The organism is Nonomuraea aurantiaca, from assembly GCF_020215705.1.
GTDB lineage: Bacteria > Actinomycetota > Actinomycetes > Streptosporangiales > Streptosporangiaceae > Nonomuraea > Nonomuraea aurantiaca.
This window is the reverse complement of record NZ_JAIWNB010000010.1, coordinates 119,209-141,115: the sequence shown is the minus strand read 5'-3', so window position 1 is coordinate 141,115 and position 21,907 is coordinate 119,209. Positions and strand designations below refer to the sequence as shown.

The following is a 21,907-nucleotide window of genomic DNA, read 5'->3' as shown; positions in this document are numbered from 1 at the left end:
TCCTGTGGTTATATGTTTAATTTTGTCGGGCTCGGTGTTCAGCATACGCGGGAAACGTGCCGAGTACGCTGCCAACCACCATGTTTGACACCCTCGCGGCCAATATCGCGCTGGTCCTTCTGTTCATCCTCGTCGGCGGCTTCTTCGCCGCCGCCGAGATGGCGATGGTCTCCCTGCGGGAGAGCCAGGTGCGCAAGCTCGCTCAGAAGGGGCGCCGCGGCGAGCGGGTCGCCAAGCTCGCCCAGGACCCCAACCGCTTCCTGTCCGCCGTGCAGATCGGGGTGACCGTCGCCACCATGCTGTCGGCCGCGTTCGGCGCCGACCGGCTCGGCATGCAGTTCGTGCCCGTGCTCGAACGGTGGAACGTGCCCCACGCCGTCGCCCCCGTACTCGCGCTGGTGCTGGTGACGCTGGCCATCTCGTACGTCTCTCTCGTGCTCGGCGAGCTGGCCCCCAAACGCCTGGCCCTGCAGCGGGCCGAGGGGCTCTCGCTGGTCGTGGCGCCCTTCCTCGACCGCGTCGCCATGCTGTCGCGCCCGGTCATCTGGGCGCTGTCGAAGTCGACCGACGGCGTGGTCAAGCTGCTCGGCGGCAATCCGGAGGCCGACAGGGAGGAGGTCACCACCGAGGAGCTGCGCGACATGGTCGTGGGGCACACCGACCTGACCGCCGACGAGCGCAAGCTGATCGCGGAGGTGTTCGCCGCGGGCAAGCGCCAGCTCCGCGAGGTCATGCTGCCCCGCACCGAGGTGGAGTTCATGGAGGCCGACACCACATTGGCGGAGGCGGCGGTGCTGGCCTCTGGGCTGCCGCACTCGCGCTTCCCCGTCTACCGCGAGTCGTATGACGAGGTCATCGGGTTCGTGCACGTGAGGGACCTGCTCGACCCGGTGCTCACCGGCCGGATCGAGCCGATCAGCGAGCTGGTGCCGATCCGGCCGGTCAAGTTCGTACCGGCCTCCAAGCGCCTGCTCACGACGCTCTCGGAGATGCGCGACGAGGGCCACCACCTGGCCATCGTCGTCGACGAGTACGGCGGGACGGCCGGCATCGTCACCCTGGAGGACCTGGTCGAAGAGCTCATCGGCGACATCAGGGACGAGTACGACGTCGAGGGCGACACCGTCGTCCTCCCGGCGGGCGAGATGGAGATCGACGGTCTGACGAACCTCAACGACTTCGCCGCCCAGACCGGCATCCGGCTGGCCGACGGGCCGTACGAGACGCTGGGCGGGTTCGTGATGTCCATGCTCGGCCACGTGGCCGCCGTCGGGGAGATGGTGGAGGTGCCCGGGTTCGAGCTGACCGTCACCGAGCTCGACGGCCGCCGTATCGCCAGGGTGAGGGTGAAGCGCCGTCCGGCGGTCGAGTCGCCGCCCGAGCTGGATTCCTGACACAATTGGCTGCTATGGCCAGACCTCGTGTCCTCTCCGGCATCCAGCCCACCGCAGACTCCTTCCACCTGGGCAACTACCTGGGTGCGGTCCGCCAATGGGTGACGCTGCAGGAGACTCATGACGCCTTCTACTGCGTCGTCGACCTCCACGCGATCACGGTGCCGACCGAGCCCGCCGCGCTGCGCCGTCGCACCCGCGTGGCCGCCGCGCAGCTGTTCGCCGCCGGGCTCGATCCCGAGCGCTCGACCGTGTTCGTCCAGTCGCACGTGCGCGAGCACAGCGAGCTGGCCTGGATCCTCATCTGCCTGACGGGCATGGGCGAGGCGGCCAGGATGACGCAGTTCAAGGACAAGTCAGCCAAGTTCGGGGAGAACGCGGCCAGCGTCGGGCTCTTCACCTACCCGGTGCTCCAAGCCGCCGACATCCTGCTCTATCAGGCCAACAGCGTGCCGGTCGGCGCCGACCAGAAGCAGCACCTGGAGCTCACCCGCGACCTCGGCCAGCGCTTCAACCACCGCTTCGGCGACACCTTCACCCTCCCCGAGCCGTACATCCTCAAGGAGGTCGAGAAGATCACCGACCTCCAGGACCCGACGGCCAAGATGTCCAAGTCGTCCTCCAGCCCGGCCGGCATCCTCGACGTCCTGGAGCAGCCGGGGCCGCTGCGCAAGAAGGTCATGCGCGCGGTCACGGACACCGGCTCGGAGGTCCTGTTCGACGAGGACGGCAAGCCCGGCATCTCCAACCTGCTGCGCATCCTGTCCGCGCTCACGGCCACGCCGATCCCCGACCTGGTCGCGCGTTATGAGGGGCAGGGCTACGGGACGTTCAAGAAGGACGTGGCGGAGGCCGTCGTGGAGACGTTCACGCCCATCCGGGAGCGCACGGAGAAGCTGCTGGCCGACGAGGCGGAGCTGGACCGGCTGCTGGCCATCGGCGCCGAGCGAGCCGGCGCCGTGGCCCGCCAGACCATGGCCGAGGTCCGCGAGCGGGTCGGTTTCCTGCCCCGCCTCTGACAGAGGTGCGCGACTTCCTGCCCCGCCGCTTGCCGAGCCGCCGAGCCGCCGGGCGGTCGCGTAGCCGATGCCCTCGTCGGCTCCTGAGCCTACGATCGACGATCCCCGGCATTCGTCAGTTGTGACTAGTGGAAGCGGCGGCGGCCCACTGCCAGGAGGACCTCCCGGAGGGCGTCCGCCGCTTTCCGTACCGTTTCCTCCGGGACGCCCGCCATCACCTCTTCGTGGGCCTTGCCCGAGACCTCCAGGGCCGTGTTGGCCAGGCTCAGGCCCTCGGGGGTGAGCTGGACCCAGCGGCTGCGCGCGTCGCCCTCGTTCGCCGCCCGCTCCACGTAGCCGGCTGCCGTGAGGCGCTGCAGGACGTTGCTCGTGCCGCCTGAGGTGAGGTAGAGGCCCTTGGACAGCTCGCTGGGCTTGAGCCGGTGCGGGGGGCCGGTGCGGGCCAGGGCGGCGAGGACGTCGAACTCGGCATAGGTCAGGCCCAGGTCCGCCAGCTCGGCCTTGATCGCCGTCTCGAAGAGCATGTTGAGGCGGGACGTGCGCTTGCTCAGCTCGAGGTCGGCGATGAGCGACGACGACAGGCCGGAGTTCTGCCAGCGGGGGACCATCGCGTCGACGTCATCGTGCTTCATGGATCGAGGATACTTGGCGGCATATTGCTTTCTGAAAAGCTTCTTACTAAGCTTTTGGCATGACAATAACCTTGATCAAGAACGGGATCGTCGTCGACACGGAGCCGGAGCCTGTCGTGCTCGGGCAGGTGGACGTGCGGGTCGAGGGCGATCGGATCGCCGAGGTAGGGCCGGATCTGCCCGAGGTGCCGGGGGCGGAGGTCGTCGACGCGACCGGGATGATCGTGCTGCCGGGGTTCGTCGACAGCCACCGGCACACCTGGCAGGCCGGCATCAGGGCGATCGCGCCGGACATGACGTTCGGCGGCTATCTGCAGCGCATCCTGGGTGAGCTGGCACCCGGCTACCGGCCCGAGGACGTCTACGCGGGCAACCTGGCCGGCGCGCTGGAGTGCCTGGACGCCGGGATCACCACGCTGCTCGACTGGTCGCACGTGCAGTTCACGCCCGAGCACACCGACTCCGCCGTACAGGCGCTGCGCGAGTCGGGCATCAGGGCGATCTTCGGCTACTGCCACGGCGGGCCCCGGGAGAACCTGCACAAGGAGGGGCGCCGGGTCCATGACGAGCATTTCGGCACGGCCGGCCTGGTGACCATGGCGATCGCCGCTCTCGGGCCGGAGATCGTCAGTGAGGACGACGCGCTGGCGGAGTGGCGGCTGGCCCACGAGCTCGACCTGCCCGTCACCGCGCATCTCGGCGGCCACGGCAGGGAGAGCTCCGCCAAGGGGCTCGCGTTCCTGAAGGCCAACGGGCTGCTGGCGCCGCGCACGACGTACGTGCACGCCAACCACTACAGCGACGACCAGCTCAAGCTCATCGCCGACAGCGGCGGCGGCGTGTCCGTGTCGCCGATCGACGAGATGGCCCTCGGCATCGGTTACCCGATCAGCGGGCGGGCGCGGGCCGCCGGGATCCCCACCTCGCTCAGCATCGACAGCGTGACGTGCGCGCCCGGTGACATGTTCAGCCTGATGCGGACCGCGTTCGCGCTGGAGCGGGGGCGCCCGGACGGGCAGGGGATGGGATTCCGGGCCCGTGACGCGCTGCGGATGGCCACCATCGAAGGCGCCGAGGTGGTGGGGCTCGGTGACACCGTCGGCTCGCTGCGGGTCGGCAAGCAGGCCGACCTCGTGCTGCTGCGTACCGGCACGCCGGGCATGGCGGCCGCGCACGATCCGATCGGCGCGGTGGTGCTCAACGCCGACACCAGCGCCGTCGACACCGTCCTGGTGGCCGGGCGGGTGGTCAAGCGGGACGGCAGGCTGCTGCACCACGACGTCACGGCGGTGCTCGCGAGGCTCGCGGAGTCCGCCCGCGCCGTCACGAGCGCGCCCCGCTCGTGACCGCGCGAAGCTCCTGGGTACGAAGCTCCTGGGTACGAGGCTTCGTGGTAGAAGAGCGGTAGCCAGGGCAGGTGCCCGGCGACGGCGGGGCACCTTGAAAGGCGGCGCGCGGCACGGTGTTGGCGAAGCTGATGGCACGCGTCGAGTCGGCCAAGGCCCGGAGTGGCCGCGTCGTCGAGTCCTGGCGGGTCCGCCGCCTCTGGATCGACCATCTGATGAGGACCGTGCAGCGCTACCAGCTGCGGTTCGGCGACCGGCTGGCCGGGGCGGTGACCTACTTCGCGTTCCTGTCGTTCTTCCCCCTGGTCGCGCTGGCGTACGCGCTGTTCGGCTACGTCCTGTCAAACGACCAGAACGCCATCAGCACCCTCGAGTCGGCGATCAAGGACCAGCTGCCCGGACTCGCCGACCAGATCGACCTCCAGGCCATCGCCAAGGCCAGGGCGACCGCCGGGATCATCGGCCTGGCCGGTCTGCTCTACGCGGGGCTGGGCGCCGTGGACGCGCTGCGCGGGGCGCTGTGGGAGATGTCGATGACCACGGTTCCGCCGCCGAACTTCTTCGTCGCCAAGCTGCGCGACCTGATCTCCCTGCTCCTGCTCGGCGTGACCTCGATCGTGTCGGTGTTGATCGGCGGGGCCGCGACGCAGGCGACGACCAAGGTCGCGGTGACTCTCGGGCTGGGCAGCGCGCCGGTGACGACCGGCACGCTCTGGCTGGTGGGCCTGCTGGCCAGCGTGGCCGCCGACTGGGTGCTGTTCCTGATCCTGCTGGGCTGGGTGGGCCGCGCCACCCAGCCCTTCCGGGTGCTGGCCAGGGGCGCGCTGCTCGGCGCCATCGGGTTCGGGCTGCTCAAGCAGGTCGCGTCGCTGCTGCTGGGGCAGACGCTGAGCAACCCGATCTACGGCGCGTTCGCCGTCATGGTGGGGCTGCTGGTCTGGATCAACTTCTCCGTCAGATTCGTCCTGTACGTCGCCGCCTGGACCGCCACGGCCGGGCTCTGCCCGCCGCCCTCACCCTCGCCCATCCCCTCCTCCAACGGCGTTATCTGACCTCACGCCGCGAGTTGCGCCGGCGGCGGATGCCGTAGCCCAGCCAGGTCAGGCCGAACAGCAGCCCGCCCCCGATCACGATCGAGCCCACCGTACGGCTGGTGTCCGTCTGCTTCGAGGCGGCCGAGTCGAGCAGCGGCGCCGTGGCCGGCGGCCCGGTGACGACCGGCGAGGTGGTCACCTGCTGCGCGGGCAGCTCGACCGGCAGCGGATCGACCAGCTGCCCGACCGGCGTGACCTTGCCCCGGGCGGCGAAGCCCCAGTCGAGCAGGCTCGCCACCTCCTCCCAGAAGTACCCCTCGTGCCGCATGATGGTCACGATGATCGTGTGGCCGCCACGTGTCGCGGCGCCGACGAAGCTGGCCTGGGCCTTGGACGTCCAGCCGTTCTTGACGCCGATCATGCCCTGGTAGCGCCACAGCAGCTTGTTGTGGTTGCTGATCTCGTAGTACTTCTTGGGCGCCGGGAACTTGGCGATCTTCGTACTGATATATCGACGGAAGTCGGGGTTGCCGAGGCCGGCCCGTGCGATGAGCGCCAAGTCGTACGCCGAGCTGCTCTGCCCCGGCTTGTCCAGCCCGCTGGGCGTCTTGGCCACCGTGTCGTTCGCCTGCAGCTGCTTGGCCTCGGCGTTCATGTCGCGCATGGTCTTGGCCAGGCTGCCGTTCGTCTCGGCCAGGGCCATCGCCGCGTCGTTGCCCGACGACATCAGCAACGCCTTGAACAGGTCGTCGACCTTGTAGAGCGGCTTGGTCGTCAGGCCGACGGCGGTGCCCTCCTGGTCGACCGCGTTCCGGCTGGGCTTGACCGTGAGGTTCTTGTCCAGCTTGGGGATGAGCGTGAGCGCGGTGAGCGTCTTGAGCGTGCTGGCCGGCAGGTAGCGCCCGTGCGGGTCCTTGGCCGCGAGCACCTCGCCGGTCTCCAGGTCGGCGATCACGTACGAGGTGGCCTTGGACTTCGGCGGTGCCTTGATGCCGGCGGGCCTCACCAAGCCGCGGCTGCCCAGCAGCTCCCCGCCGACGGGCTTCGGCGTCGGGGTAGGGGTCGGCGTGGCATGGGCGGTCCCCGTGAGCGCGACCGCCGCGAGGAGTGCCGTGAGGAGTGCCGTGACGGGCACCGGTTTCATCAGCATGGCGGTCTCAGCGTAGCTTCGTGTCATTGCACATGTGCCGACACATCCCCTGATGATCGGCACCTGATACTAGAGAAGTGGTCATGTCGCGAAAGATCGCCGGATTCCTCATCGTGCTCGGCGTGTTCATGGTGTTCGAGTGGATCAACCTCGGGTTTAACCTGGCAGACGGCCATCCCACGAGCTTCTACGTGGTGCACGGCATCCTGATCGCGGTCAATCTCATTCTCGCGGTCGTGCTGGCCGTCATCGGCTGGAAGGGGCTCCGCAGAGCGCGCGGCGAGTGAGCCGGTGCAGCTCGTCGGCCTCCTCGCGGGAGTCGCCGATCGTGGTGAAGCCGAGCTTGCCGTGCTCGGGGAGCGCCCCGAGCAGGTGGAAGACGTTTCCCGTCCGACGGGTGTGGTCGAAGCCGAGACCGAGCGCCTCGACCATCCGCACGACCTGGCCGGGGGAGCGGCCGCGCAGGCAGCCGGCCGCGCAGTTGTCGGTCGCGGTGTAGTACTTGGGCTGGTCACCGGCCATGAGCAGCCCGGTACCCGGATCGTAGGAGGCGCCGGTGGTCAGCACCGCGGCGCCGAAGGGATGCGTGGTGCCGCCGATCCGCAGGTTGATCTCGCACAGCAGCGCCGCGTATCCGGCGTCGGTCTCCAGCGCGAAGAAGTCCATGCCGAACAGCCCCACCACGCCCCGCTCCGCCATGACGCGGGCGATCCGCTCGGCCGACGCGCCCACCTCGGCCCGGTACTCCGGCGCCGCCGGGAACGTGCAGCCCTGGTAGACGTCCTGGTTGGCGCCGCCGAGCACCTGGTCGTGGGTGGCGACGACAGCATGCCGGCCGCCGGGCGTGATGCGGGCCAGCGCACTGGGATAGTGCAGCGGGCGGTGCTCGATGAACTCCTCCACGACCGCGCCGCGTTCGCGGATCTTCGCGGTGAAGCTCTTCCAGGTCTCGCCGTACGCGGAGAAGCTCGTCCCCGCCAGATCGCCCTTGGGCACGATGGCGTTGCCGAGACCCGAGTAGCCGTCGTTCAGCTTGACCATCACCCGCTCGCCCGGCAGAGCCTCGATCGCGTCCTCGATCTCGGCCATGGAGTGCAGATCTCCGAACCCGCGGGCCATCGGCACGCCGGCCTCCTGGCCGACCTCGCGGGAGCCGCTCTTGGAGCCGTAATAGGCGAGCGACGTGGCCGGGCCGTACACGGGGATGCCCAGCAGCGCGGCGAACTCCTCCTCCAGCTCGCTCAGCACGAACGGCACCAACCACGCGTCGCCGTCGATCGCCGCACGCACCTGCTCGACCACCTCGGGCCGCGAGAGCAGGGTTCTGGTGAGCGGCTGCGAGTGCGGGTCGTCGAGAGTGATCAGCCGCAGCCGTTTGGCGGCGTCATCCGGATCAGGCAGGAAGCCGAAATAGTAGGCGATGATGTCCGGATCGATGGGCGCGGAGGAGAGGTAGATCACTTTGACGCCGGGCTCGCGGAGCGTGAGGAGGAGGAAGAGCAGGCGCTCCTCATAACATCTCGCACCGGTGATGCGGCGCAGCTCGTCCTGCGGAAGGGAGAGCGAGGGTACGACCACCAGGGTCCCCTCGCTCGGCTCGAAGATGCTCAACCCGGCATACTTCTCCCCGAACGGGATTTTAGTGATCATATTGCGAGTGAAACACGCATTCTACGCTAAAGCATCCATCGTCGGAGTGTCATGACCATGACGGGAGGTGACAGGATTCGAAAGCGCAGACCACGTTTGGAAGTCGTGTCCACGGGTCACCATCTAATGATCCCTTGTGACTATTTTCCGGGTCATCTGCGCCCTCACTCACGGTGACGACCTGCGGTTACGGGCATGCAGTCGCCTGGCTTTCGGGGTTTCTGTCGGCGCGAAGCCACCCGCAAGAGATAAAGTTGGAACATCGCCTTCGGGTTCATGGCCGACCGCCGTGTTTCCGCAGTGGGTTGTCCTCAGGAGGGGATCACAACCCCGTGCTGACGATCTCTGGCACCGAAACCTGTGGGTGCGGCATTTTCGCCGGACGGCTGCTCTGACCGGACAGCCGACCGCAGCGAGGCCAAAGGACGATTTACGGCGCTATAAGCCGTGTGACTTCGGGCAGTTGACGATCACATGGCAATTGGACGGGACGGTGACTCATGCGGGGACGTGAGCTTCGGGGGGAACTCGACGCGTTCCTGACGGAGACCGATCAGGAGTTGGTGGCATTCCGCCGCGACTTGCACATGCATCCTGAGCTGGCCTTCGCTGAATATCGCACGACTCAGCGCATCGCCGAGCGGCTCACCGCCGCCGGCCTGGTGCCGTCGGTGCTGCCCCGCGGCACCGGCCTGATCTGCGACGTGGGCAGCGGAGACGGCCCCACGATCGCGCTGCGCGCCGACATCGACGCGCTGCCGCTGCACGACGAGAAAGACGTGCCCTACCGCTCGACCGTCCCCGGCGCCTGCCACGCGTGCGGCCACGACGTGCACACCACGATCCTGCTCGGCACCTCGATCTTCCTCGCCCAGCAGGCCGCCGCGGGCCTGCTGCCCGGCCGGGTCCGGCTGATCTTCCAGCCCGCCGAGGAACTGCCCGGCGGCGCGCTCGAGGTCATGGCACACGGCGGCATCAGCGGCGTGGAGCGCATCTTCGGCCTCCACTGCGACCCGCGCGTCGACCTCGGCCACGTCGGGCTCAAGCCCGGCCCGATCACCTCCGCCTGCGACAAGCTGGCCATCAGGGTGTCGGGTCCCGGCGGCCACACGGCCCGCCCGCACCTCACCGCCGACCTGGTCTTCGCCCTCGCCAAGATCCTCACCGAGTTGCCCGCCGCGCTCTCGCGCCGGGTGGACCCGCGCTCCTCGCTCAGCCTGGTCTGGGGCAGGGTCCAGGCCGGTTCCGCGGCCAACGCGATCCCCGACGACGGCGTGGCCGAGGGCACGGTGCGCTGCCTCGACGAGAACGCCTGGCACGCCGCGCCCGACCTGATCAAGTCGCTGCTGGAGTCGGTCGCCGGCGCCTACGGCATCGACGCGAAGATGGAATACACCCGCGGAGTGCCGCCCGTCGTCAACGACGAGATGAGCGTCGACATGCTGGCCGAGGCGGTCGAGCGGGCGCTGGGGCCGGGCGCGGTGGTGCCCACGCAGCAGTCGCTCGGCGGCGAGGACTTCGCCTGGTACCTCGAGTCGATTCCGGGAGCGCTCGCGCGTCTCGGCACGCGCACGCCAGGTGGCGTGACGTACGACATCCACCAGGGGACTTTCGACATCGACGAGGCGGCGATCGCCATGGGCGTCCGCCTCATGGCCGCCACCGCCCTGACCGCGCTATGGGAGCCCGTAGTCGATTCTGTTCTCGCTTGATTTTTTTCCTTTACGGCAAGCATGGGCCAGCCCCACCCTTCTGGGCGGGGCTGGCCTCTGTCCAGGGAAACAAACGCTCCTCCGGTTTACCGGGTTGAGCGCCGTGACGTGCGCATTCTTGGCCCCGGCCGCCCTACGGCCTGACCACCGGCAGGACCAAGGATGACTTGGCCGGGTTGACAGTGAATTTCGAGCCCTCCGGGTAGCGGAGCGTGTAGTCCCTGTCCGTTGACGTGATGATCAGGCCGATCTTGTGGCCCTGGTCGAACCGGTAGTCCTTTGGCTGGAAGTCCCAGGTGAAGGTGTACTCCTGGGACGGTTTGACGGTCTCTGTTCGTGCCGGGTCGTGGCGGTTCCTGATGTCCAGCCAGCCCCTTGAGACGATCTTGTATGGGGTGGTCGCGGTGCCAAGCTTGCGCAGTGCCGTGCAGCCCGTGTCGCCCGGGACGCCTTCGCCGTAGCAGAGGGTCTCGCCTGTGGGGACCAGGGTTCCGTCCGCTCGAGTGCCCGTGCCGTAGTCGACCAGCAGGGCCGTGAGGTAGGGGCTGGAGCCGCTGTCGCGGGCCGCGCGGAGCGAGATCGTCGGGGTGCCGGAGATCCGGACGGCGGCCGGCAGTTCGGGCGTCAGGTAGGCCAGGCGGTTGGGGTCCGCGGCCGGGGCCGCCTCCACCAGCTGTTCGGCGGTGCGGGACTTCTGGTCGACGAAGGACTCGCGGGCCGCGTACTGCGGGAAGGCGCTCAGCTTCGAGCCGGAGCCGAGGTGGAGGGCCACGGGCTTGGTGGCCGGAAGTGGCCACGATGCGTGAGTGCCCCACTCACCAGGGGCGATTTCGACGTCCGCCTGCGGCTCGCGCATGATGCCGCTGTCGATGCCGTACAGCCAGTAGTCGAACCAGCCGTGCAGCTGCCGCAGCCATTCCACGGTGCGCAGGTTGAAGGGGTTCATGTGGGTGCCCTGGTGCAGCCAGATCTTGCGCGGCACGTGGCGCTTGGACAGGGCGTACCACCACTGGGCGAACTGCTTGGTCTTGACATTCCAGTCGTTGAGGCCGTGCACGACGAAGACGCTGGCCCTGACCTTGTCGACGTCGTTGAGGTAGTTGCGGGCGTCCCAGAAGCGGCTGTAGTCGCCGCTCACCCGGTCCTGTGTCGCCGTCAGGTAGTCCATGACGGGGCCACAGATTTTCTGCCCGTCGGCGCGGGTGAGCACGTACTTGGCCAGCACGTCCGCGTCCTCGCCCTGGAAGCCGCCCGCCGCCAGCACGCCGCCGTTCGCCCGGTAGTAGTCGTACCAGGAGGAGATCGCGGCGATGGGCACGATCGTCTTCAGCCCCCGGACGCCCGTCGAGGCGACCGCGTTGGGCAGCGTGCCGTTGTAGGAGACGCCGATCATGCCCACGTTCCCGGTTGACCAGGTGGCCGAGACGGGCGCGCCCTCCGGGGTGAACCCCTTCGCGCGGCCGTTCAGCCAGTCGATCGCGGCCTTCGGGCCGGCCGTCTCGTTGCGGTCGCCGGTGGTGGGGCAGCCGGTGGCGCGGCCGCTGCCCAGATTCTCCACCAGCGCGATCGCGTAGCCGCGGGGCAGGAAGTAGTTGTCGTAGTAGCCGTCGAACGGCTCGGCCGCCAGCTTGTTCGCGAACGAGCGCAGGGTCGGCAGCGGGTTGCCGTTCTCGTCCACGTCCACCACGTGGTTCGGCACGTCGTTGCCGCCCGCGTAGTAGGGGCTGGCCTCCATGATGACCGGGACCTTCAGGCCCTCGTCGGTCTCCTTCGGGCGCAGGATGTCCACGGCGACGCGGTCCGGCAGGCCGTCGCTGTCGCTGTCGGTCCCCGCGACCTCGACGTACACCGTCTGCTTGACGGCGTCGGCGCGGGAGAAGACGGGCTGGGTGGCGTTGTTCTCGATCTTGATCGACGGGAGGGTGGGTGTATCTGCTGTGGCGGGCGCCGCGCCCATGGCCGCGATGAGGACCGCGGCCATGGGCATGATCATGGCCTTCCAAGGATGCATGTCGGGCTCCAGGATGAAATCCACCGTTGATCAGGAATCTCTGCCATGATCGACCTGACGGCAAGGGCCCCCTGGTGTCCAAAGTTGGGTAAAGCTTCCAGCGCCGGTCTCCGGAGCGCATCCGCAGATTCAGGTCACGGACGCGAGTGATGTCGATAACGGAGCGGTTGCGACCCTGTGTGCCGGTTTTGTCCGCCCTGGTCAACCAACTATCTTCCGTGCAGGGTTGCCGTACATTTCTTCGCGCCTGCGACGAAGTTTGACGGCGGGGAAATGGAAAGGAGTCGCCTTGCTCAGCAAGCGATTCGGCAGGATGGCGGCCGGCTCGATAGCGGGTGCCATGCTGATGGCGGCCGCGGCCTGTGGCGGCAGCGGCGGCACGGGAGGCGACGCCACGTCCAGCGCGGCGCCGACCTCTGGAGCCAGCAGTGAGGCGCCGAAGTCCGGCGCGCTCAAGGTCGGTCTCGCTTTCGACGTCGGCGGCCGTGGCGACAAGTCCTTCAATGACGCCGCCTACGCGGGCCTGGAGAAGGCCAAGACGGAGCTCAAGGCCGACATCAAGGAGCTGAGCCCCGCGGCCGACGGCTCCAACCGCGGCGAGCTCCTCCGCCAGCTGGCCGACGCGGGCTACAACCCGATCATCGGCGTCGGCTTCGCCTACGGCGACGACATCAAGAAGACGGCCGAGGAATACCCGGAGATCCAGTTCGCGGTCGTCGACTCCGCCTCGAACGCGCCCAACGTCACCGGCCTGCTGTTCGCCGAGGAGCAGGGCTCCTACCTGGCGGGCGTCGCCGCGGCGACCAAGGCCAAGAGCGGCCACGTGGGCTTCGTCGGCGGTGTCGAGAACGACCTGATCAAGAAGTTCCAGGCGGGCTTCGAGGCCGGTGTGAAGTCGGTCAAGAAGGACGCCAAGATCGACATCAAGTACCTGACCCCCGACGGTGACTTCAGCGGCTTCAAGTCTCCCGACAAGGGCAAGGTCGCGGCCGAGAAGATGTACCAGGACGGCGCGGAGATCGTCTACCACGCCGCCGGTGACTCGGGCCTGGGCGTGTTCCAGGCGGCGGCCGCGGCCAAGAAGAAGGCCATCGGCGTCGACTCCGACCAGCGCCAGACGGTCAAGGAGGCCGACCTGCAGCCGGTCATCATGACCTCGATGCTCAAGCGCGTGGACGTCGGCGTGTTCGAGTTCGTCAAGGCGTTCCAGGGCGGCGCCAAGGGTGGCAGCAACACCATCTACGACCTCAAGGTCGACGGCGTGGGCCTGGCCACCACCGGTGGCGAGATCGACGACATCCAGGACAAGCTCGATGCTGCCAAGCAGGACATCATCGACGGCAAGATCACGGTTCCGTCCAAGCCGTAATTGAGGTAGGAACGTTGACCGAGGGCCCGGAGTCCAGACCGACCCCGGGCCTTCGGCCTATCCGCTCTTGGAGACACCAGTGAGCGGAGCGATTGAGGAGCGGTGAGCGATCTGTGAACGCCGACACCCTCGCCGCGGTGCAACCCGCCGTCGAGCTGGAGGGCATCACCAAGCGCTTCCCCGGCGTCGTCGCCAACCATGACATCCGCATCACCGTCGAACCCGGCACGGTGCACGCGATCGTGGGGGAGAACGGCGCGGGCAAGTCCACCCTGATGAAGATCCTGTACGGCATGCAGAAGCCGGACGAGGGCACGATCAAGGTGAACGGTGTGGAAGTGGCCTTCCGCACGCCGAGCGACGCCATCAACGCGGGCATCGGCATGGTCCACCAGCACTTCATGCTGGCCGACAACTTCACCGTGCTGGAGAACATCGTCCTCGGCGCCGAGCCGAAGAAGGGCGGCCGCCTCGACGCCGCCGGGGCCCGGGCGCGCATCAGCGAGCTGGCCGCCGGCCATGGCCTGCGGGTGGATCCCGACCGGCTGGTGGAGGACCTCGGCGTCGGTGACCGGCAGCGAGTGGAGATCCTCAAGGTCCTCTACCGTGGCGCGCGCATCCTGATCCTCGACGAGCCGACCGCGGTGCTCGTACCCCAGGAGGTCGACGAGCTCTTCGACAACCTGCGCGAGCTCAAGGCCGAGGGCCTGACGGTCATCTTCATCTCCCACAAGCTCGACGAGGTGCTCAGCATCGCCGACGCGATCACAGTGATCCGGCGCGGCACCACGGTCGCCAGCGTCGACCCCGCCGAGGTCACCGCGCGGCAGCTGGCCGAGCTCATGGTCGGCAGCGAGCTGCCCACGCCCGAGACGCGCGAGTCCACGGTGACCGACGAGACGGCGCTGAAGGTGTCCGGCCTCACCATGGAGGCCGACGGCTTCCGTCCGGTGCCCAAGGGCACCTCGATCCCCCTGTACGTGGAGAGACTCCGCGCGGAGGGTCGCCGGCTGCTCCTCGACGACGTGTCGTTCGAGATCCACAGGGGCGAGATCCTGGGCATCGCCGGGGTCGAGGGCAACGGCCAGTCCGAGCTGATCGAGGCCATCATGGGCATGCGGCCCGTGCACGGCGACATCTCGCTCGACGGCGCCGACATCAGCACCTGGTCCACCCTCAAACGCCGCGAGTCGGGCATCGGCTACATCCCCGAGGATCGCCACCGCCAGGGTCTGCTGCTGGAGGCGTCGCTCTGGGAGAACCGGGTGCTCGGCCACCAGACAAGGCCGCCGGCGCGCAAGGGCATCTGGGTCAACCGGCGCTCGTCCAGGGCCGACACCGAACGCATCGTCAAGGACTACGACGTCCGCACCCCGAGCGTCGATACGCTGGCGCTGGCCCTGTCGGGCGGCAACCAGCAGAAGCTGATCGTCGGGCGGGAGATGAGCGGCGAGCCGAAGTTCCTCATCGCCGCCCACCCCACCCGTGGCGTCGACGTGGGCGCGCAGGCCGCGATCTGGGACCACCTGCGTAACGCCAGGGCGGCGGGCTTGGCCGTACTCCTGATCTCGGCCGACCTCGACGAGCTCATCGGCCTGTCCGACACGCTGCGGGTGATCTACGGCGGGCGGCTCGTGGCCAGCCTCGACCCGTGCGACGTCACACCTGAGCGGTTGGGCGGCTACATGACCGGGGCCATCACCAGCACTGAGGAGACGTGATGCCCGCCGGGCTCTACCGGGCGCTACTGACGGTCGTCGGCGCCATCGCCGCCATCGTCCTGGCGATCGTGATCTCCAGCGTCGCGATCATCGCGGCGGGGGCCAGCCCCGAGGCCGCGTTCGCCGCCTTCTTCGACTTCGGCGAGACCGAGCGGGCGGTGGTCAACGGCATCGTGACCATGCTCAACCGGGCCGTGCCGCTGTTCATCGCGGGCCTGGCCGTGGCCGTCGGCTTCCGCATGAACCTCTTCAACATCGGCGTGGAGGGCCAGTACCGGATCGCGGCCGTCTGCGCCGCGTACGTCGGCTCCACGTTCGCGGCGCCTGCCTGGATCCAGATCCCGGTGATCATCGTGGTGGCGATGGCCGTGGGCGGCTTCTACGCGCTGATCCCCGCCGTGATGAAGGTCACGAGGGGGGTGAACGAGGTCATCGCCACGATCATGCTGAACTACATCGCGATCAACCTGGCCGCCTTCCTTGTCCGCGGCCCCTTCACGGGGGAGCGCGCCAAGGGCGTGCTCACCACCACGACGCCCACGCTGCCCGAGTCGGCCTGGTTCCCCAACCTCAACGTCCTGTTCGAGATGTTCGGGCTGCCGGCGCCCCGCGGCGGCGGTCTCTGGGGCTTCCTCCTGGTGGCCGTCCTGCTGGGCATCGGGCTCTGGGTGGTGCTGGAGCGGACTCGGTTCGGCTTCGAGGTCAAGGCCAGCGGTCTCAACGCCTCGGCCGCGCTGGCCTCCGGCGTCAGCCCGAAGAAGATGGTCATCTCCGCGATGGTGCTCTCCGGCGCGATCGCCGGGCTGATCGGCATGCCGGAGATCCTCGGTGACAAGCACTCCTTCGGCTCCAACTTCACCCCGGGCCTGGGCTTCCTGGGCATCGCCGTGGCGTTGCTCGGCCGGAACAAACCCGCGGGCATCGCGGTCGCGGCGCTGCTGTTCGGCTTCCTGGACCGGGCGCAGGGTCCGCTGCAGTTCGCCAACGTGCCGCCCTCGGTCATCATGATCATGCAGGGCACGATCGTGCTGCTGGTGGTCATCGCCAACGAGATCACCAGCAGGATCGCGCTGCGGCGCGAGGAACGGCGGGCCGCTCAGCAGCTCGGCAGGAACACTCCCGTTGAGGTGGCAGCATGACAAAGGTCAGCCGATATCACCTGGCGCTCATCGGCGTGGCCGTGCTCATCCTGGTCATGTCGGTGGTCCGCGTCGTCTCCGGGCAGGACGACATCACCTCGTCCGGCACGTTCAACGCCGCCCTGATGCTGTCGGTGCCGATCGGCCTGGCCGGGCTCGGCGGCCTCTGGGCCGAGCGGGCGGGCGTGGTCAACATCGGCCTCGAAGGCATGATGGTGCTCGGCACCTGGTTCGCCGGCTGGGCCGGATACCAGTGGGGCTTCATGGCCGCGCTGGTCGCCGGGCTGATCGCGGGTGCGCTCGGCGGTCTCATCCACGCGGTGGCGACCGTGACGTTCGGCGTCGACCACATCATCAGCGGCGTGGCCATCAACCTGCTCGGCCCCGGCATCACCCGCTTCCTGTCGGAGGTCCTCTACGCGGAGGGCGCCCGCGCGGCCGCGGCGGGCGCGGGCATCACCACTTCGCCGGCCATGTCGTCGGAGGCGCCCGAGGTCAGCCTGCCGCTGTTCTCGTTGGGTCCCGACTGGCTCGGCAGCCTGGAGCGCACCCACTGGTTCCTGGTCTCCGACGTCGCGGGTATTCTGCGCGGGCTCACCCATGGGGTGAACGTCCTGGTCATCCTGGCCGTGCTGCTGCTCCCGCTGACGTTCTTCGTGCTCTGGCGTACGGCGTTCGGCGTGCGGCTGCGCTCGGCGGGCGAGAACCCGTGGGCGGCCGAGTCGCTGGGCGTGAACGTCTATCTGATCAAGTATGTGGCCGTCGTCATCTCCGGCGCGTTCGCCGGGCTCGGCGGCGTGTTCCTGGTCTTCGTCTCCACCAAGTACGTCGAGGGCCAGACGGCGGGCCGCGGGTTCATCGGCCTGGCCGCCATGATCTTCGGCAACTGGCGCCCCGGCGGGCTGGGTGCGGGCGCCGCGCTGTTCGGGTACGCGGACGGCCTGCAGCTGCGCAGCTCCGGGGCCGTGACGTCGTTCTTCCTGTTCGGCGCCATCCTGCTGCTCATCTACATCGGCACCAAGGTACGCGCGCTGCTGTCGTCCGGTCAGCCGGCGGAGATGGTCACCAGGGGCGCCAGGGAGTACAACCTGATCGCGGCGGCCGCCGCGGGCATGATCGTGCTGATCTGGCTGTGGCTGACCGTCGACCGGTTGCCGAACGAGTTCGTCTTCATCACACCACACGTGCTCACGCTGCTCGTGCTCCTGGTGGCTTCGCAGCGACTGCGGATGCCCAAGGCCGACGGCGTGCGCTATCGCCGGGGGGAACAGCATTGAACGTCGACTGGGACGGCCTGCGCACGGAGGCCGTCGAGGCCATGCACCACGCGTACGCGCCCTACTCCAAGTTTCCCGTCGGCGCGGCGGCGCTCGTTGACGACGGCCGCGTCATCACCGGCTGCAACGTCGAGAACGCCTCCTACGGCCTGGGCCTGTGCGCCGAGTGCGGCCTGGTCTCGGCGCTGCACTCCTCAGGCGGCGGCCGGCTGGTGGCCTTCACCTGCGTGGACGGCCACGGGGAGCTGCTGATGCCGTGCGGGCGCTGCCGTCAGCTGCTCTTCGAGTTCGGCGGCGAGGAGCTGCTGGTCGAGACCGTGGACGGGCCGAAGCGGATGGCCGAGATCCTGCCCTACGCCTTCGGCCCCGACGACCTGTCGAGGTCTGCCTGATGTCCATGGACGTCATCGAAGTCATCGTCGCAAAACGGGACGGTGGCGAGCTGACGGGCGCCCAGATCGACTGGGTGATCGACGCCTACACCCGCGGCGAGGTCGCCGACGAGCAGATGTCCGCGCTGGCCATGGCCATCCTGCTGAACGGCATGAACCGGCGGGAGATCGCCGGCTGGACGCAGGCGATGATCCGCTCGGGCGAGCGGATGGACTGGTCCGCGCTGGACCGGCCCACCGCCGACAAGCACTCCACCGGCGGCGTCGGCGACAAGATCACGCTGCCCCTCGCCCCGCTGGTGGCCGCGTGCGGCGCCTATGTCCCGCAGCTCTCGGGCCGCGGCCTCGGCCACACGGGCGGCACGCTGGACAAGCTGGAGTCGATCCCAGGCTGGCGGGCTTCGCTGTCCAACGACGAGATGCTCTCGGTGCTGCGCTCGGCGGGCGCGGTCGTCTGCGCGGCCGGCTCGGGCCTCGCCCCCGCCGACAAGAAGCTGTACGCCCTGCGCGACGTCACGGGCACGGTCGAGTCGATCCCGCTCATCGCTTCGTCGATCATGTCGAAGAAGATCGCCGAGGGCACCGGGTCGCTGGTGCTCGACGTCAAGGTGGGCTCGGGCGCGTTCATGAAGACGCCGGAGCGGGCCCGCGAGCTGGCCGAGACGATGGTCGCGCTGGGCACCGACGCGGGCGTGCGTACGGTCGCCCTGCTCACCGCCATGGACCGCCCCCTGGGCCGCGCCGTGGGCAACGCCCTGGAGGTCGAGGAGTCGGTCGAGGTCCTCGCGGGCGGCGGGCCGCCGGACGTCGTGGAGCTGACCGTACGGCTGGCGCGGGAGATGCTGGAGGCGGCCGGGATCTCCGGTCCGGACCCGGCCCGGGCGCTGGCGGACGGCTCGGCCATGGACGCCTGGCGCCGGATGATCACCGCCCAGGGCGGCGACCCGGACGCGGTCCTGCCCAGGGCGGCGGAGACGATGGTGGTCGAGGCGCCGTCCTCGGGGATTCTGTCGCGTTTGGATGCCTATGCCGTGGGCCTGGCAGCCTGGCGGCTGGGGGCGGGCCGGGCTCGTAAGGAAGATCCGGTGTCGTTCGGAGCGGGCATCGTGCTGCATGCCAAGCCGGGTGACCTCGTACGTGCGGGGCAGCCTCTGATGACGCTGCACGCGGACGAGACGGGTCGTTTCGAGCGGGCCTTGGCGGCGCTGCAGGGCGGCTACGAGGTCGGGACAGGGAGCGCCGAGGTGCTGCCTCTGGTGCTGGACCGGATCACGGCCTAGTACACACGGGCGTCGGCGGGCTTTGGGCACGTCGGCGCTTTGTGCTTCGACGATTGTGCGCCGCAGCCTCAGCGTACGAGCACGGGCGCGTCGGCGAAGATGTCGGCGAGGACGGCGCGCTGCGTCGGGAGGGCCTCCTTGTGGCGCGCTCTCCCCGCCTCGGTGATGCAGACGAAGACGCCGCGGCGGTCCTGGTCGCACACCCCGCGCGAGACCAGCTGAGCCTTCTCCAGCCGCGCCACGACCCTGGACAGCGCGCTCTGGCTCAGGTGAACCTCGTCGCAGAGCTCCTGGATGCGGAGCTTCTTGTCGTGATGGACGATCCGGTCCAGCACCTCGAACTCGCTCGGCCCCAGGCCGTGCTTGTCGCCCAGCTCGCGTTCCAGCGAGCACATCGCCTTGGCGTGCTTCGCCAGGACGTAGTGCCAGGTCTCGACCACGAACTCCTCGTCCATGTCGCGGAGGTTACCACTTCGCTAAAACTGATGCAACGGCATTAAATGCGTTTGCATTAGATGCGGTTGCATGTAGTGTACTGACCCATGTCCTCTCACTCATCCCGTTGGGGCGCGCTCGCCGTGCTCTGTGCAGTGATCTTCCTTGACGCCCTTGACGTGTCGATGGTCGGCGTGGCGCTGCCCGCGATCCAGCACGACCTGGGCCTTTCTACCTCTTCTCTGCAGTGGGTTGTCAGCGGCTACGTGCTCGGTTATGGCGGTCTTCTGTTGCTGGGCGGCAGGACCGCCGACTTGCTCGGGCGACGCAGGGTGTTCCTGGTCGCGCTGGGTGTCTTCGCCGTCGCGTCGTTGCTCGGTGGTCTGGTGGACGACGGCGCCTTGCTGATCGCGGCCAGGTTCATCAAGGGGGTGGGCGCCGCCTTCACCGCGCCGGCCGCCCTTTCGATCATCACCACCACGTTTCCCGAGGGGCCTGAGCGCAACAAGGCGCTCAGCATCTTCACCGCTTGCGGCGCCAGTGGTTACTCGCTCGGGCTGGTGCTGTCCGGCCTCCTGACCGAGATCGGCTGGCGGTGGACGCTGCTGATGCCGGTGCCGGTCGCGATCATCGCGCTGGTCGCCGCGCTCAAGGTGCTGCCGCGCGGCGAGGAGGAGCGGGCCGAGGGCGGCCATGACCTGATCGGCGCCGTGCTGATCACCGCCTCGATGCTGCTGCTCGTCTTCACCGTCGTCCAGGCGCCCGAGGCCGGCTGGACCTCGCTGCGCACGATCGGCTCGCTGGTCGCCGTCGCCGCGCTGCTCGGCCTGTTCGTCCTCGCCGAACTGCGGATGCGGCACCCGCTGGTCCGGCTGGGCATCCTGCGCTCCGGCTCGCTCGTCCGGGCGAACCTGGGGCTGCTCATCCTGATGGGCTCCTACGTGGCCTTCCAGTTCGTGGCCATGCAGTACTTCCAGAACCTGCTCGGCTGGTCGGCCCTGGGCACCGCGCTGGCGTTCCTGCCCGCCGGGCTGCTCGTCGCGATCACGTCGACCAAGATGGGCGACTTCGCCGACAGGTTCGGCACCACCAAGCTGACCATCATCGGCGCGGCGGCGCTGGCCGGTGGCTACGCGATGTTCCTGGGCATCGACGAGCACCCCAGCCTGGGCGGTCTGGTCATTCCCGGCATGCTGCTGCTGGGCATCGCGTTCGCGCTGTCGTTCGCGCCGCTGAACATCCAGGCCACGAACGGCGTGCACGACGACGAGCAGGGGCTGGCCTCCGGGCTGCTCAACACCTCCGGCCAGGTGGGCGGCGCGATCGTGCTCGCCGTGGTCTCGGCGGTGCTGACCTCGAACGGCGCCACCCTGTCGATCGAGTCGCTCCGCTCGGCGATCGTGGTGTCGCTGGTGCTGGCGCTGGTCGGGGTGGCGATCTCGGCCACCGGGCTGCGCGTACGCAAGCCGGTGGCGGTCCCGCAGGAAGAGGCGAAGGTGTACGAGACGGTCTGACCTACGCCGTCCGATTCGTCGGCAGGGCCCCGCGCGGTCGCGTACCGCGCGGGGCCTTCCCGCTCATCTCGTACGCTCGCCGCTTGTGGTCCTCTGTACTGGGGAATCAATCTGGGTATGCGCCCGTCACCCGCGCTCGGGCATCCGTCGCGACGCCGCCCGGCCCACGCCGCCGCTTTGGCCTGCCTCGCCTGTCTCGTCGTACTGACCGCGTGCGGTACGACCGCGCCGGGCGGTGCCGGGAGCGGCGCGACCACGAGCGCGTCAGCCGAGCTCACCGCCCCACCCAGGGTCGCTACACCATCGACATCGGACGATCGGACCTCCACCTCCACCTCGACTTCCTCGTCCTCCACCTCCACCTCCGTCTCCGTCGACACGGGCAGGCGGGAGGCGGCGCCGACGAGCACGGTCGAGGTGGACGTACAGCACAACACCGACGACCCGGCCGTCGTGCTGGCCGTCCGCTACGCCACCCACGACACCTACGACCGGGTGGTGATCGACCTCAAGGGCTCCATGCCCGGCTACAACGTCAAATGGGTGGACAAGCTGCTGCAGGACGGCTCAGGCGAGGACTTCGACCTCCCCGGCGGCGCGTACCTCCAGCTCATCCTCGCCCCCGCCGACGCCCACGACGCCAAAGGCCGGCCCACCTGGAAGGGCGGCCCCATCTTCCCGGCCAACCTCGGCAACGTGACGCACGTGGTCAAGACCGGCGACTTCGAGGGCCGCGTCGGCGTCGGCCTCGTGCTCAACCATCAGGCGGCGTTCGAGCTGAAGGAGCAGTCCCACCCCGACCGGCTCGTCATCGACGTGGCACACTGACCTG

At 68.8% G+C, this 21,907-nt stretch carries 19 protein-coding genes; 14 read left to right on the top strand and 5 right to left on the bottom strand.

The window, feature by feature from the left end:
* The first annotated feature begins 80 nt into the window (after positions 1-80).
* Positions 81-1,394, top strand: a complete 1,314-nt coding sequence (locus tag LDL49_RS24205; protein WP_225293630.1) for a hemolysin family protein — start codon at positions 81-83, stop codon at positions 1,392-1,394.
* Between the two features lie 14 nt (positions 1,395-1,408).
* A complete protein-coding gene (trpS, locus tag LDL49_RS24200) occupies positions 1,409-2,413 on the top strand; it encodes a tryptophan--tRNA ligase (RefSeq protein WP_225293628.1) in 1,005 nt (334 codons plus the stop codon).
* Positions 2,414-2,538: 125 nt separating this feature from the next.
* On the opposite strand, the gene LDL49_RS24195 is transcribed toward trpS, so the two are convergent.
* On the bottom strand, positions 2,539-3,045 hold the full coding sequence (locus tag LDL49_RS24195) for a MarR family winged helix-turn-helix transcriptional regulator (protein ID WP_225293627.1): 507 nt from the start codon (positions 3,043-3,045) through the stop codon (positions 2,539-2,541).
* Between the two features lie 59 nt (positions 3,046-3,104).
* On the opposite strand from LDL49_RS24195, the gene LDL49_RS24190 reads away from it, so the two are divergent.
* Both LDL49_RS24190 and LDL49_RS24185 read left to right on the top strand, forming a co-directional pair.
* Entirely contained in the window at positions 3,105-4,391 is a 1,287-nt protein-coding gene (locus tag LDL49_RS24190) for an amidohydrolase family protein (protein WP_225293625.1), read from the top strand.
* Positions 4,392-4,522: 131 nt separating this feature from the next.
* Positions 4,523-5,443 (top strand): YihY/virulence factor BrkB family protein, encoded by a 921-nt coding sequence (locus LDL49_RS24185; RefSeq protein ID WP_225293623.1) that lies wholly within the window; start codon positions 4,523-4,525, stop codon positions 5,441-5,443.
* On the opposite strand, the gene LDL49_RS24180 is transcribed toward LDL49_RS24185, so the two are convergent.
* Positions 5,436-6,575 (bottom strand): D-alanyl-D-alanine carboxypeptidase family protein, encoded by a 1,140-nt coding sequence (locus tag LDL49_RS24180; RefSeq protein WP_225293621.1) that lies wholly within the window; start codon positions 6,573-6,575, stop codon positions 5,436-5,438. The two genes, LDL49_RS24185 and LDL49_RS24180, sit on opposite strands and share 8 nt — an antisense overlap.
* An 83-nt stretch (positions 6,576-6,658) precedes the next feature.
* Here LDL49_RS24180 and LDL49_RS24175 point away from each other — a divergent pair, with 83 nt between their 5' ends.
* Complete coding sequence (locus LDL49_RS24175; RefSeq protein ID WP_225293620.1) at positions 6,659-6,862, top strand: SCO4848 family membrane protein; 204 nt, start codon at positions 6,659-6,661, stop codon at positions 6,860-6,862.
* Here LDL49_RS24175 and LDL49_RS24170 read toward each other — a convergent pair.
* Positions 6,822-8,225 (bottom strand): peptide ligase PGM1-related protein, encoded by a 1,404-nt coding sequence (locus LDL49_RS24170; protein ID WP_225293618.1) that lies wholly within the window; start codon positions 8,223-8,225, stop codon positions 6,822-6,824. The genes LDL49_RS24175 and LDL49_RS24170 overlap by 41 nt on opposite strands.
* A 500-nt stretch (positions 8,226-8,725) precedes the next feature.
* Between LDL49_RS24170 and LDL49_RS24165 the strand changes: the two genes are divergently transcribed.
* On the top strand, positions 8,726-9,937 hold the full coding sequence (locus tag LDL49_RS24165; RefSeq protein WP_225293616.1) for a M20 family metallopeptidase: 1,212 nt from the start codon (positions 8,726-8,728) through the stop codon (positions 9,935-9,937).
* Between the two features lie 133 nt (positions 9,938-10,070).
* On the opposite strand, the gene LDL49_RS24160 is transcribed toward LDL49_RS24165, so the two are convergent.
* The gene (locus LDL49_RS24160; protein WP_225293614.1) at positions 10,071-11,948 is read right to left on the bottom strand and encodes a Xaa-Pro dipeptidyl-peptidase; all 1,878 of its coding nucleotides are present in this window, start codon (positions 11,946-11,948) and stop codon (positions 10,071-10,073) included.
* 289 nt (positions 11,949-12,237) lie between these two features.
* Between LDL49_RS24160 and LDL49_RS24155 the strand changes: the two genes are divergently transcribed.
* The 6 genes from LDL49_RS24155 to LDL49_RS24130 all read left to right on the top strand — a co-directional run bounded on the left by LDL49_RS24155 (position 12,238) and on the right by LDL49_RS24130 (position 19,126).
* Positions 12,238-13,317, top strand: coding sequence for a BMP family lipoprotein (locus LDL49_RS24155; protein ID WP_225293611.1), 1,080 nt, complete (start codon positions 12,238-12,240; stop codon positions 13,315-13,317).
* 113 nt (positions 13,318-13,430) lie between these two features.
* On the top strand, positions 13,431-15,038 hold the full coding sequence (locus LDL49_RS24150; protein WP_225293609.1) for an ABC transporter ATP-binding protein: 1,608 nt from the start codon (positions 13,431-13,433) through the stop codon (positions 15,036-15,038).
* On the top strand, positions 15,038-16,177 hold the full coding sequence (locus LDL49_RS24145) for an ABC transporter permease (protein WP_225293608.1): 1,140 nt from the start codon (positions 15,038-15,040) through the stop codon (positions 16,175-16,177). Before LDL49_RS24150 ends, LDL49_RS24145 begins: the two co-directional genes overlap by 1 nt.
* A complete protein-coding gene (locus tag LDL49_RS24140; protein WP_225293606.1) occupies positions 16,174-17,454 on the top strand; it encodes an ABC transporter permease in 1,281 nt (426 codons plus the stop codon). The genes LDL49_RS24145 and LDL49_RS24140 overlap by 4 nt, the downstream gene beginning before the upstream one ends.
* Positions 17,451-17,846 carry a cytidine deaminase gene (locus tag LDL49_RS24135; protein ID WP_225293604.1) on the top strand — a complete coding sequence of 132 codons (396 nt, stop codon included), beginning with the start codon at positions 17,451-17,453 and terminating at the stop codon, positions 17,844-17,846. Before LDL49_RS24140 ends, LDL49_RS24135 begins: the two co-directional genes overlap by 4 nt.
* A 5-nt stretch (positions 17,847-17,851) precedes the next feature.
* A complete protein-coding gene (locus tag LDL49_RS24130) occupies positions 17,852-19,126 on the top strand; it encodes a thymidine phosphorylase (protein WP_225293602.1) in 1,275 nt (424 codons plus the stop codon).
* A gap of 68 nt (positions 19,127-19,194) precedes the next feature.
* On the opposite strand, the gene LDL49_RS24125 is transcribed toward LDL49_RS24130, so the two are convergent.
* Positions 19,195-19,581 (bottom strand): MarR family winged helix-turn-helix transcriptional regulator, encoded by a 387-nt coding sequence (locus LDL49_RS24125; protein ID WP_225293600.1) that lies wholly within the window; start codon positions 19,579-19,581, stop codon positions 19,195-19,197.
* 87 nt (positions 19,582-19,668) lie between these two features.
* On the opposite strand from LDL49_RS24125, the gene LDL49_RS24120 reads away from it, so the two are divergent.
* Positions 19,669-21,075 (top strand): MFS transporter, encoded by a 1,407-nt coding sequence (locus LDL49_RS24120; RefSeq protein WP_225293598.1) that lies wholly within the window; start codon positions 19,669-19,671, stop codon positions 21,073-21,075.
* A gap of 117 nt (positions 21,076-21,192) precedes the next feature.
* Positions 21,193-21,903, top strand: a complete 711-nt coding sequence (locus LDL49_RS24115) for an AMIN-like domain-containing (lipo)protein (protein ID WP_225293596.1) — start codon at positions 21,193-21,195, stop codon at positions 21,901-21,903.
* The last annotated feature ends 4 nt before the right edge of the window (positions 21,904-21,907 follow it).

What these genes read in the sequence shown, in the direction of transcription:
- trpS (WP_225293628.1), top strand. Translation starts at nt 1,409, where the DNA reads ATGGCCAGACCTCGTGTCCTCTCCGGCATCCAGCCCACCGCAGACTCC.
- LDL49_RS24120 (WP_225293598.1), top strand. Translation starts at nt 19,669, where the DNA reads ATGTCCTCTCACTCATCCCGTTGGGGCGCGCTCGCCGTGCTCTGTGCA.
- LDL49_RS24175 (WP_225293620.1), top strand. Translation starts at nt 6,659, where the DNA reads ATGTCGCGAAAGATCGCCGGATTCCTCATCGTGCTCGGCGTGTTCATG.
- LDL49_RS24185 (WP_225293623.1), top strand. Translation starts at nt 4,523, where the DNA reads ATGGCACGCGTCGAGTCGGCCAAGGCCCGGAGTGGCCGCGTCGTCGAG.
- LDL49_RS24205 (WP_225293630.1), top strand. Translation starts at nt 81, where the DNA reads ATGTTTGACACCCTCGCGGCCAATATCGCGCTGGTCCTTCTGTTCATC.
- LDL49_RS24115 (WP_225293596.1), top strand. Translation starts at nt 21,193, where the DNA reads ATGCGCCCGTCACCCGCGCTCGGGCATCCGTCGCGACGCCGCCCGGCC.
- LDL49_RS24145 (WP_225293608.1), top strand. Translation starts at nt 15,038, where the DNA reads ATGCCCGCCGGGCTCTACCGGGCGCTACTGACGGTCGTCGGCGCCATC.
- LDL49_RS24180 (WP_225293621.1), bottom strand. Translation starts at nt 6,575, where the DNA reads ATGCTGATGAAACCGGTGCCCGTCACGGCACTCCTCACGGCACTCCTC.
- LDL49_RS24125 (WP_225293600.1), bottom strand. Translation starts at nt 19,581, where the DNA reads ATGGACGAGGAGTTCGTGGTCGAGACCTGGCACTACGTCCTGGCGAAG.
- LDL49_RS24195 (WP_225293627.1), bottom strand. Translation starts at nt 3,045, where the DNA reads ATGAAGCACGATGACGTCGACGCGATGGTCCCCCGCTGGCAGAACTCC.
- LDL49_RS24190 (WP_225293625.1), top strand. Translation starts at nt 3,105, where the DNA reads ATGACAATAACCTTGATCAAGAACGGGATCGTCGTCGACACGGAGCCG.
- LDL49_RS24140 (WP_225293606.1), top strand. Translation starts at nt 16,174, where the DNA reads ATGACAAAGGTCAGCCGATATCACCTGGCGCTCATCGGCGTGGCCGTG.
- LDL49_RS24130 (WP_225293602.1), top strand. Translation starts at nt 17,852, where the DNA reads ATGGACGTCATCGAAGTCATCGTCGCAAAACGGGACGGTGGCGAGCTG.
- LDL49_RS24170 (WP_225293618.1), bottom strand. Translation starts at nt 8,225, where the DNA reads ATGATCACTAAAATCCCGTTCGGGGAGAAGTATGCCGGGTTGAGCATC.
- LDL49_RS24160 (WP_225293614.1), bottom strand. Translation starts at nt 11,948, where the DNA reads ATGCATCCTTGGAAGGCCATGATCATGCCCATGGCCGCGGTCCTCATC.
- LDL49_RS24165 (WP_225293616.1), top strand. Translation starts at nt 8,726, where the DNA reads ATGCGGGGACGTGAGCTTCGGGGGGAACTCGACGCGTTCCTGACGGAG.